Source organism: Mycobacterium sp. 1245852.3 (assembly GCF_001669335.1).
GTDB lineage: Bacteria > Actinomycetota > Actinomycetes > Mycobacteriales > Mycobacteriaceae > Mycobacterium > Mycobacterium europaeum_A.
Window position 1 is genome coordinate 1 of sequence record NZ_LZLL01000154.1, and the last position, 9,211, is coordinate 9,211.

Sequence of the window (9,211 nt, forward strand, 5' to 3'; positions counted from 1 at the left end):
CCCGGCGAGGTGAACCGCCGGATCCACGCGGCACTGGCCCCCTACCCCGACGACCTCGTCATCGTCAGCAAGGTCGGCGCGCGCTACACCGGCGAACAACCGATCCCGCTGGCGCCGGCACAACGGCCCGCCGAACTGCGCGCCGCCGTCGAAGACGACCTGCGCCAGCTCGGCCTTGATCGCGTCCCGGTGGTCAACCTGCGGCGGCTCGACACCGGGATCGGCATGTCCGCCGAGGGCGACCAGATCGTCGACCTCGACGACCAGCTGGCCGAGCTGATCGCCCTGCGCGACGAGGGCAAGATCGGTGCGATCGGGATCAGCAGCGTGTCGCTCGACGTGCTGCGGCGAGCGCTGCCCGCCGGCATCGTCTGCGTGCAGAACGCCTACAGCCTGTTGGACCGCTCCCAGGAAGCCATGCTCGAGCTGTGCGTGGACGAGGGCATCGCGTGGGTGCCGTACTTCCCGCTCGGCTCGGCGTTCCCCGGATTCCCGAAGGTCGCCGACAACCCGGTGGTGGCCGACATCGCCGGCGAGTTGGGCGTTAGCGGCGCCCAGGTCGGGTTGGCCTGGATCTTGGCGCACGCGCCGAACACGTTGCTGATTCCCGGCACCCGGTCGGTCGCCCACCTCGAGGAGAACATCGCCGCGGCGGGCGTCACACTGAGCGCCGAGGCGGTCGCCCGGCTCGACGCCGTCGCCGAACCCGGCGCCGACCCCTGGGCGCACGGCGTCGAACCCTTCCTGGAGGCGCCCCAGAGCTGACTACTGTGTCAGGCATGGGTACGCCCGACGGCAGCAAGCCGTCCCCCAAACCGCCGTGGTGGCTGAAGCCGGCGAACAAGGTCTTCATCCGGCTCTCGCGGCTGGGCCTGAGCTTCGGTGGTGAAAGCCCGGTGGTGTTGACCGTGCCCGGCCGCAAGTCCGGCACACCCCGGTCGACGCCGGTGACGCCGATGACGGTGGACGGCAAACGCTATGTGGTGGCCGGGTTTCCGGGCGCGGATTGGATCCGCAACGTCCGTGCCGCCGAGTACGCGACGCTGGCCCGCGGTCGGCACCGCGAGCGGGTGCGGATGGTGGAGCTGTCCGCCGATGCGGCGCGCCCGTTCTTGCGGGCGTTTCCCACCGAGGTGCCCACCGGCGTCGGCTTCATGAAGCGCTCGGGGCTGGTCACCGATGGTCGCCCCGAGGAGTTCGAGGCGCTGGCGGGCGTGTGTCCGGTATTTCGGCTGGACCCGGCATAGGAGTTCAAAAACCTTGAGTGACAACCCCTTTGATGCCGACCAGTGGCGTCCGGTGGACGGGTTCGGCGACCTGACCGACATCACCTATCACCGCCACGTCGACGACGCCACGGTGCGGGTGGCGTTCGACCGGCCCGAGGTGCGCAACGCGTTCCGGCCGCACACCGTCGACGAGTTGTACCGCGTACTCGACCATGCCCGGATGTCGCCGGACGTCGGGGTGGTGCTGCTCACCGGCAACGGCCCGTCGCCGAAGGACGGCGGCTGGGCGTTCTGTTCCGGCGGTGACCAGCGAATCCGCGGCCGGAGCGGCTACCAGTACGCCTCCGGAGAGACGTCGGACACCGTCGACGCCGCGAGGGCCGGCCGGCTGCACATCCTCGAAGTGCAGCGGCTGATCCGTTTCATGCCCAAGGTGGTGATCTGTCTGGTCAACGGGTGGGCGGCCGGCGGCGGGCACAGCCTGCACGTGGTGTGCGACCTCACCCTGGCCAGCCGCGAACACGCCCGCTTCAAACAGACCGACGCCGACGTCGGCAGCTTCGACGGCGGCTACGGCAGCGCGTACCTGGCCCGCCAGGTCGGCCAGAAGTTCGCCCGCGAGATCTTCTTCCTCGGCCGCCCCTACACCGCCGAGCAGATGCACCACATGGGCGCGGTCAACGCCGTCGTCGACCATGCCGAGCTGGAATCCGAGGCCATCGGTTGGGCGCGCGAGATCAACGCGAAATCCCCACAGGCGCAACGGATGCTGAAGTTCGCGTTCAACCTGCTCGACGACGGCCTGGTGGGCCAACAGCTGTTCGCGGGCGAGGCCACCCGGCTGGCCTACATGACCGACGAAGCCGTCGAGGGCCGCGACGCCTTCCTGGAAAAGCGCGACCCGGACTGGAGCCGGTTCCCCCGCTACTTCTGAGCGGCCCGGGGTGCCCGGGGCCACCGCCTAGACTCGCCTCCCGTGAGCAAGAGTCCCCTTCGCCGGATCGCCGACCAGTTCGTGCTGGCGACCATGCGCCCTCCGATGGCGCCGCAAGTGTTGGTCAACCGTCCGCTGATCAAGCCGATCGAACTGGCCGGCAAGCGCATCTTGCTCACCGGGGCGTCATCGGGCATCGGCGAGGCCGCGGCCGAACAGTTCGCCCGGGCGGGTGCCACGGTGGTCGTCGTGGCCCGCCGCCAGGAGCTGCTCGACGCGCTCGCGGACCGCATCACCTCGGCGGGCGGTGACGCCATCTCGATCCCGTGCGACGTCTCCGACATGGACGCCGTCGACGCGCTGGTCGCCGACGTCGACAAGCGTCTCGGCGGAATCGACATCCTGATCAACAACGCCGGCCGGTCCATCCGCCGGCCGCTGGCCGAGTCGCTGGAACGCTGGCACGACGTCGAGCGGACGATGGTGCTCAACTACTACGCGCCGCTGCGGCTGATCCGCGGGCTGGCGCCGGGCATGATCGAGCGCGGCGACGGGCACATCATCAACGTCTCGACGTGGGGCGTGCTGTCGGAGGCCTCACCGCTGTTCGCGGTGTACAACGCCTCGAAGGCCGCGCTGTCGACGGTGAGCCGGGTGGTGGAAACCGAGTGGGGCGACAAGGGCGTGCACTCCAGCACCCTGTACTACCCGCTGGTGGCCACCCCGATGATCGCACCGACCAAGGCCTACCAGGGGATGCCGGCGCTGACGCCGGAGGAGGCCGGCGAGTGGATGATCACCGCCGCCCGCACCCGCCCGGTGCGCATCGCACCGCGGATGGCGATCGCCGCCAAGGCGCTGGACACGTTCGGCCCGCGCTGGGTCAACGCCGTCATGCAGCGCCAGAGCATCCAGCCCAACCGCAATAACGACGGCTGACCCGGCCGCCGCTACGGGCCGTTTTGCCCGGCCACTGTGATAGACACGACGCTATGGAGATCCTGGCCAGTCGGATGTTGCTCCGGCCGGCGGACTATCAGCAGTCGCTGACCTTCTACCGCGACCAGATCGGTCTGGCGATAGCCCGTGAATACGGCGCGGGCACAGTCTTTTTCGCGGGGCAGTCGCTGCTCGAACTGGCCGGTTACGGCTCCCCGGACCACTCGCGCGGACCCTTCCCGGGCGCGCTGTGGCTGCAGGTCCGCGACATCGAGGCGACCCAGGCCGAGCTCCGCGGCCGGGGGGTGGCCATCGCGCGCGAGGCGCGCCAGGAGCCGTGGGGCCTCTACGAAATGCACGTGACCGACCCCGACGGGATCACCCTGATATTCCTCGAAATACCCTCCGACCACCCGCTACGGCGTGACACCCGAGGTGAACGGCGGGGTAATTCCGGTTAACTGAGAGGTAACATCTGGCGACGAGTCAAGGTACACCCGCGTTTCGACTGCCTCAGCATTCGACAATGGAATCCTCCTACCACCAGAATCAGGCGCTGTGAACATCCAATTGTTCCTCTTGATCATTGTCGTAATCACGGCATTGGCTTTCGATTTCACCAACGGCTTCCATGACACGGGCAACGCGATGGCGACCTCGATCGCCAGCGGTGCACTCAAGCCCAAGGCGGCGGTCGCGCTCTCGGCGGTGCTGAATCTGGTGGGCGCTTTCTTGTCCACCGCCGTCGCCGCGACCATCGCCAAGGGCCTGATCGACTCCAACATCGTGACGCTGGAACTGGTCTTCGCCGGCCTCGTGGGCGGCGTCGTCTGGAACCTGCTGACCTGGCTCCTCGGTATCCCGTCGAGTTCGTCACATGCCCTGATCGGCGGCATCGTCGGCGCCACCATCGCCGCCGTCGGTGCGCACGGCGTGATCTGGAAGGGCGTGATCTCCAAGGCGATCATCCCGGCCGTCGTCTCGGCGATCCTGGCCATCGTGGTCGGCGCGGTCGCGACCTGGCTGGTCTACCGGATCACCCGGGGCGTCCCACAGGCCCGCACCGAGGCGGGCTTCCGGCGCGGTCAGATCGGCTCGGCGTCGCTGGTCTCGCTGGCCCACGGCACCAACGACGCCCAGAAGACGATGGGCATCATCTTCCTGGCGCTGATCTCCTACGGCTCGGTCAGCAAGACGGCGTCGATGCCGCCGCTGTGGGTCATCGTGAGCTGCGCGGTGGCCATGGCGACCGGCACCTACCTCGGTGGCTGGCGCATCATCCGCACCCTGGGCAAGGGCCTGGTCGAGATCCAGTCGCCGCAGGGCATGGCGGCCGAGTCCTCTTCGGCCGCGGTGATTTTGCTCTCCGCCCACTTCGGCTACGCGCTGTCGACCACCCAGGTCTGCACCGGTTCGGTGCTGGGCAGCGGGCTGGGCAAGCCCGGCGGCGAGGTCCGGTGGGGCGTCGCCGCCCGGATGGGCGTCGCCTGGCTGGTGACGCTGCCGCTGGCCGGCCTGGTCGGCGCCCTGACCTACTGGATCGTGCACCTGATCGGCGGCTACCCCGGCGCGATCATCGGCTTCGCGCTGCTGGTCGCCGTCTCGGCCACCATCTACATCCGGTCGCGCAAGGTCAAGGTCGACCACAACAACGTCAACGCCGAATGGCGGGGCGACCTGACCAGCGGGCTCGACTCCGACGAGCAGCACCCGCCGTCGGACGCCGGACCCACGCTCGGCGGCACCGCTCCCCGGCACGACTCCGACGACCCTACGGTTAAGGCGAGCGCTTCATGAGTCACATCAGCGACTGGTTCAACTACCAAGCCAGCTTGAAGATCCTCGTCTTCGCCATGCTGGCGGGCGCCGCCCTGCCGGGGCTGTTCGCCCTCGGGATCCGGCTGCAGTCCGCCGGAGCCGGTGACGTCGACGGTGCCAGCAACGGCAGCGCGACGCAGCGCAACCCGGTGCTGACGGGGGTGGCGTGGGCCATCTACGCGCTGGTGATCGCCGTGATCGCGCTGGCGCTGGCCTACATCGCCCGTGACTTCATCGCACATCACACCGGCTATCCGTTCCTCGGAGCGAAACCCAAGTAGCATCGGTTAATGCCCACCGAGTTACCGAACCGGACACCGGGGGGAGCTGTATCAGCGTGAACGGATTCCTCAACTCCATCGTGTCCTGGCTGCGCGCGGGATACCCCGAAGGCGTTCCGGCGACCGACACCTTCCCGGTGCTCGCGCTGCTGGCCCGCCGGTTGTCCAACGACGAAGCCAAGGCCGTGGCCTGCGAGCTGGTTCGGCGCGGTGAGTTCGACGACGTCGACATCGGCGTGCTGATCACCCAGATCACCGACGAGCTGCCGTCGCCGGATGACGTTGAGCGCGTGCGGGTCCGGCTGGCGGCCCAGGGCTGGCCGTTCGACGAAGCCGACGAGGCCGGGGACCCGGCATAGTCGCACTGCGCGCACTGCACGTCTCGCCGGGCGCGGCAGCCTCGACGCTATTGCCCGCCCTGGAACGGGTGCTCGACGGGCGCGACCCCGCACTTCTCGCGCTGCCCGGGGCCGACGATCGCGAGTCGGCCGCGCTGCGGGCGGGCCTGCGCGTCGGGGAATCCATCGACGACGACGTGGCCGTGGTCGTGGCGACGTCGGGTACCACCGGAGTTCCCAAGGGCGCCTTGCTGACCGCCGCCGCGCTGACGGCCAGCGCCGCGGCCACCCACGACCGCCTCGGCGGCCCGGGCAGCTGGCTGCTCGCCCTGCCGCCACACCACATCGCCGGGGTGCAGGTCTTGGTGCGCATTGCGCTCGCCGGCGCGGTACCGGTCGAGATGGATGTGTCGGCCGGGTTCGACGTCACCGAATTGCCTGGCGCGATAAGGAGATTGGGCTCGCGGCGGCGGTACACGTCGCTGGTCGCCGCGCAGCTGGCCAAGGCGCTGGGTGATCCGGCGGCCGCGGCCGCGCTCGCCGAGCTGGACGCGGTGCTGCTCGGCGGCGGTCCCGCTCCGCGACCCGTCCTCGACGCCGCGGCCGCGGCGGGCATCACCGTGGTCCGCACCTACGGGATGAGCGAGACCGCCGGCGGGTGCGTGTACGACGGCGTCCCGCTGGACGGGGTGCGGCTGCGCACGGTCGACGGCCGCATCGTCATCGGGGGCGCGACCCTGGCCAAGGGCTACCGCAACCCGGTCGACCCGGATCCGTTCGCCGAGCCGGGCTGGTTTCGCACCGATGACCTCGGCGCCGTCAGCGCTGCGGGCGTGCTGACCGTGCTGGGCCGCGCAGACGACGCGATCAGCACGGGCGGGCTGACCGTGCTGCCGCAGCCGGTCGAGGCGGCACTGTGTGCCCATCCGGCCGTGAGCGACTGCGCGGTGTTCGGCGTGGCCGACGACCGGCTGGGGCAGCGGGTGGTCGCCGCGATCGTGGTGCGAGACGGATCCGCCGCGCCGGGCCTGGACGAGCTGCGCGCGCAGGTGACCCGCACCCTGGACGCCACCGCCGCCCCGCGCGAGTTGCACGTCGTTGCCGCGCTGCCACGCCGCGGCATCGGCAAGGTCGACCGTGCGGCGTTGGTGCGCCGGTTCGCCGCGCCGAGCGATCAATAGGCTGTTCGTCCGTGAGGATCGCTCGACGGGAGGCAGCGCGCGAAGCGGTAGCGGTCACGGTCGGGGTGGTCCTGGTGGCGGCGGCGTTCGTGTTGCCGCGGCTGAACCTCGGAGTGCGGCCCCGCCTGGATGTCGGCGCCGAGAAGTTCGCCACCCACGCCGGATCCGCGCCGATCTTCGGCGACTGGCTGATCCACGCCGGCTGGGGAACCGCGCCGGCCATCGCCATCGCGATCGCCGTCGTGGCCTGGGGACCCATTGTGGCGCAACGCCTTTCGTGGCGGACGCTGACATTGGGCAGCTGGGCCACCGCGTGCGGCTGGGCGTTCGCGTTGGCGATGATCGACGGCTGGCAGCGCGGCTTCGCCGGGCGACTGACCACCCGGGACGAATACCTGTCACAGGTGCCGGGCATCACCGACATTCCCGCCACACTGCGCACGTTCGCCAGCCGGATCGTGGACTACCAGCCGAACTCGTGGACCACCCACGTGTCGGGGCATCCGCCCGGCGCGCTGCTGACGTTCGTCTGGCTGGACCGGCTCGGCCTACACGGCGGCGCCTGGGCCGGGCTGCTGTGCCTGCTGGCCGGCTCGAGCGCGGCGGCCGCGGTGGTGATCGCCGTGCGCGCGCTGGCCGACGAGCCCACCGCGCGGCGCGCCGCCCCGTTCGTCGCCCTGACGCCGGCGGCCATCTGGGTGGCCGTCTCCGCCGACGGATACTTCGCCGGGGTGGCGGCGTGGGGTATCGCGCTGCTGGCCGTGGCGGTGCACCGCCCGATCCGCTACCCCGCGCTGACGGCCGCGGGCGCGGGCCTGCTGTTGGGCTGGGGCGTGTTCTGCAACTACGGCCTGATGCTGATGGGGCTGCCGGCATTGGCGGTGCTGGCCTCGGCCCACCAGCCGGGTGGCCGCTGGGCGCACTGGCGCGCGGTCCTGCGGGCCTTGGGCCCGGCGGCGCTGGCCGCGATCGCGGTGGCGGTGGCGTTCGCCGTCGCGGGGTTCTTCTGGTTCGACGGCTATACGCTGGTGCAGCAACGCTATTGGCAGGGCATCGCCAAGGACCGGCCGTTCCAATATTGGAGCTGGGCCAACCTGGCGTGCGTGGTGTGCGCGATCGGGCTGGGCGGTGTCGCCGGAATCAGCCGGGTGTTCGACCGGGCCGCGATCCGCCGCCGCTGTGGCTTTCAGCTGCTGCTACTGGGTGTGCTGGCCGCCGTCGTCCTGGCCGACCTGAGCATGCTCAGCAAGGCCGAGGTGGAACGCATCTGGCTGCCGTTCACCGTCTGGCTGCCCGCGTCGGCCGCCCTGCTGCCGGTGCGATCACACCGGATCTGGTTGGCGCTCAACGCGATCGGAGCGCTGGCGCTCAACACGATCATCCTGACGCACTGGTAGCCCGCTAGAGGCCGGCCGCGCGGGTGACGCGCGCGAACCGGCTGCCGGGTGCGCAGGCCCCGCGCACCACCGCGACGTCGTCGACGACGTCCACGTCGGCCAGCGTCTGCACCGTCACCACGTCGATGCCGTTGTCGCGCAACGCCTTCAACGTCAGCTCACCGGTGTCGGGCACCGACATCGGCACCGTGCGCAGGCACTGCGCCATCGCCGGCTCCCCCACCCCCAGCACCCACCAGCCGCCGTCGCGGGCCGGCCCGAGCACGGCCGGCGCCTCGAGCAGCCGGCGCGCGCAGCCGCCCAGCAGATCGGCGCTCACCTGGGGGGTGTCCATCCCGATCTGCAGCACCGGCAGCCCGTCGGCCGCGTCGGCGTGCGCGTTGGCGAGCCGGGCCGCGAAATCCTCACCGCGCTGCGCGATCACGGTGAACGACGCCAGCCGCTGGCGGATCTCGGCGACGTTCGCGGCGCCGGCCAGGTCCCCGGTCAGCGCCACCACCCGGGCCGCCACCGGCGCGGCGGCCACGGCGTCGAGCGTGTCCAGCAGCGCGGCGGCGGCGATTTCGGCGGCGACCCGATCGCCGACGGTCGCCGCGAGTCGCGTCTTGGCCCGGCCCGGCTCGGGCGCCTTGGCGACCACCAGCAGGGTCACCGGCAGGACGCTCACGAAATCACCTTCCAGAAGTCGAGGATCGCGGTGATGCTGCCCCGCAGCGAACCGCTGACCTTCGACTTGCCGCCCGTGCGTGGGCCGTAGCTGATGTCGAGTTCGACGACGCGCCAGCCGGCGGCCGCCGCGCGGACCAGCAATTCCAGCGGGTAGCCGGATCGCCGGTCGGCGACGCCGAGCTGCAGCGCGGCGCCGACCTGGTGACCGGCCGGCGCCGCCCGGTGCCCGGACTGCACTGGCCGTGGGTGGCCCGGGTGGGCACGGTCGTCATGAGCTGGCGACTGCGCACCCGCCACGGCCTGCCCGTGCACGACATCGCGCCGATGCGGGTGGCCCGCCGCGATGCCCTGCTGCAGCTCGGCGTCGCCGACCGGCGATCCGGCTACCCGCTGGAATTGCGGGTCCGCGCGGCCCCCCTCGACAG

The 9,211-nt window shown here is 70.9% G+C and carries 12 protein-coding genes and 1 pseudogene; 11 read left to right on the forward strand and 2 right to left on the reverse strand.

All coding sequences use genetic code 11. The features are described from left to right. From A9W96_RS06825 to A9W96_RS06870, 10 genes are all read left to right on the forward strand, one after another. The coding region (locus tag A9W96_RS06825; RefSeq protein ID WP_067138579.1) for an aldo/keto reductase at positions 1–765 on the forward strand (765 nt) is incomplete at its 5' end. 14 nt (positions 766–779) lie between these two features. Further along, a complete protein-coding gene (locus A9W96_RS06830) occupies positions 780–1,247 on the forward strand; it encodes a nitroreductase family deazaflavin-dependent oxidoreductase (RefSeq protein ID WP_066873284.1) in 468 nt (155 codons plus the stop codon). 13 nt (positions 1,248–1,260) lie between these two features. Next, complete coding sequence (locus tag A9W96_RS06835) at positions 1,261–2,163, forward strand: 1,4-dihydroxy-2-naphthoyl-CoA synthase (RefSeq protein WP_067138581.1); 903 nt, start codon at positions 1,261–1,263, stop codon at positions 2,161–2,163. Between the two features lie 42 nt (positions 2,164–2,205). Further along, positions 2,206–3,102 carry an SDR family oxidoreductase gene (locus A9W96_RS06840; protein ID WP_067138583.1) on the forward strand — a complete coding sequence of 299 codons (897 nt, stop codon included), beginning with the start codon at positions 2,206–2,208 and terminating at the stop codon, positions 3,100–3,102. A 53-nt stretch (positions 3,103–3,155) separates the two neighbouring features. Then, on the forward strand, positions 3,156–3,563 hold the full coding sequence (locus A9W96_RS06845) for a VOC family protein (RefSeq protein WP_066873293.1): 408 nt from the start codon (positions 3,156–3,158) through the stop codon (positions 3,561–3,563). Positions 3,564–3,660: 97 nt separating this feature from the next. Further along, positions 3,661–4,899, forward strand: a complete 1,239-nt coding sequence (locus tag A9W96_RS06850) for an inorganic phosphate transporter (protein ID WP_066873296.1) — start codon at positions 3,661–3,663, stop codon at positions 4,897–4,899. Beyond that, positions 4,896–5,201 carry a hypothetical protein gene (locus A9W96_RS06855; protein ID WP_066873298.1) on the forward strand — a complete coding sequence of 102 codons (306 nt, stop codon included), beginning with the start codon at positions 4,896–4,898 and terminating at the stop codon, positions 5,199–5,201. The genes A9W96_RS06850 and A9W96_RS06855 overlap by 4 nt, the downstream gene beginning before the upstream one ends. A 56-nt stretch (positions 5,202–5,257) precedes the next feature. Next, positions 5,258–5,560, forward strand: a complete 303-nt coding sequence (locus A9W96_RS06860; protein ID WP_066873301.1) for a DUF3349 domain-containing protein — start codon at positions 5,258–5,260, stop codon at positions 5,558–5,560. 68 nt (positions 5,561–5,628) lie between these two features. Continuing rightward, entirely contained in the window at positions 5,629–6,720 is a 1,092-nt protein-coding gene (gene menE / locus A9W96_RS06865; RefSeq protein WP_067138585.1) for an o-succinylbenzoate--CoA ligase, read from the forward strand. Positions 6,721–6,731: 11 nt separating this feature from the next. Next, on the forward strand, positions 6,732–8,117 hold the full coding sequence (locus tag A9W96_RS06870; protein ID WP_066873307.1) for a hypothetical protein: 1,386 nt from the start codon (positions 6,732–6,734) through the stop codon (positions 8,115–8,117). Between the two features lie 4 nt (positions 8,118–8,121). Here the strand turns inward: A9W96_RS06870 and A9W96_RS06875 are convergent, their stop codons facing one another. Next, a complete protein-coding gene (locus A9W96_RS06875; RefSeq protein ID WP_066877758.1) occupies positions 8,122–8,784 on the reverse strand; it encodes a DUF2064 domain-containing protein in 663 nt (220 codons plus the stop codon). Further along, positions 8,781–9,023, reverse strand: coding sequence for a hypothetical protein (locus A9W96_RS06880; protein WP_066873313.1), 243 nt, complete (start codon positions 9,021–9,023; stop codon positions 8,781–8,783). Before A9W96_RS06880 ends, A9W96_RS06875 begins: the two co-directional genes overlap by 4 nt. Here A9W96_RS06880 and A9W96_RS06885 point away from each other — a divergent pair. Further along, positions 8,961–9,211: pseudogene (locus A9W96_RS06885) on the forward strand (glycosyltransferase); the annotation flags it as partial. The gene A9W96_RS06880 and the pseudogene A9W96_RS06885 sit on opposite strands and share 63 nt — an antisense overlap.

Bases quoted from the DNA above. Each gene is read 5' to 3' on its own strand.
- A9W96_RS06830 (WP_066873284.1), top strand. From the start codon at position 780: ATGGGTACGCCCGACGGCAGCAAGCCGTCCCCCAAACCGCCGTGGTGG.
- A9W96_RS06855 (WP_066873298.1), top strand. From the start codon at position 4,896: ATGAGTCACATCAGCGACTGGTTCAACTACCAAGCCAGCTTGAAGATC.
- A9W96_RS06845 (WP_066873293.1), top strand. From the start codon at position 3,156: ATGGAGATCCTGGCCAGTCGGATGTTGCTCCGGCCGGCGGACTATCAG.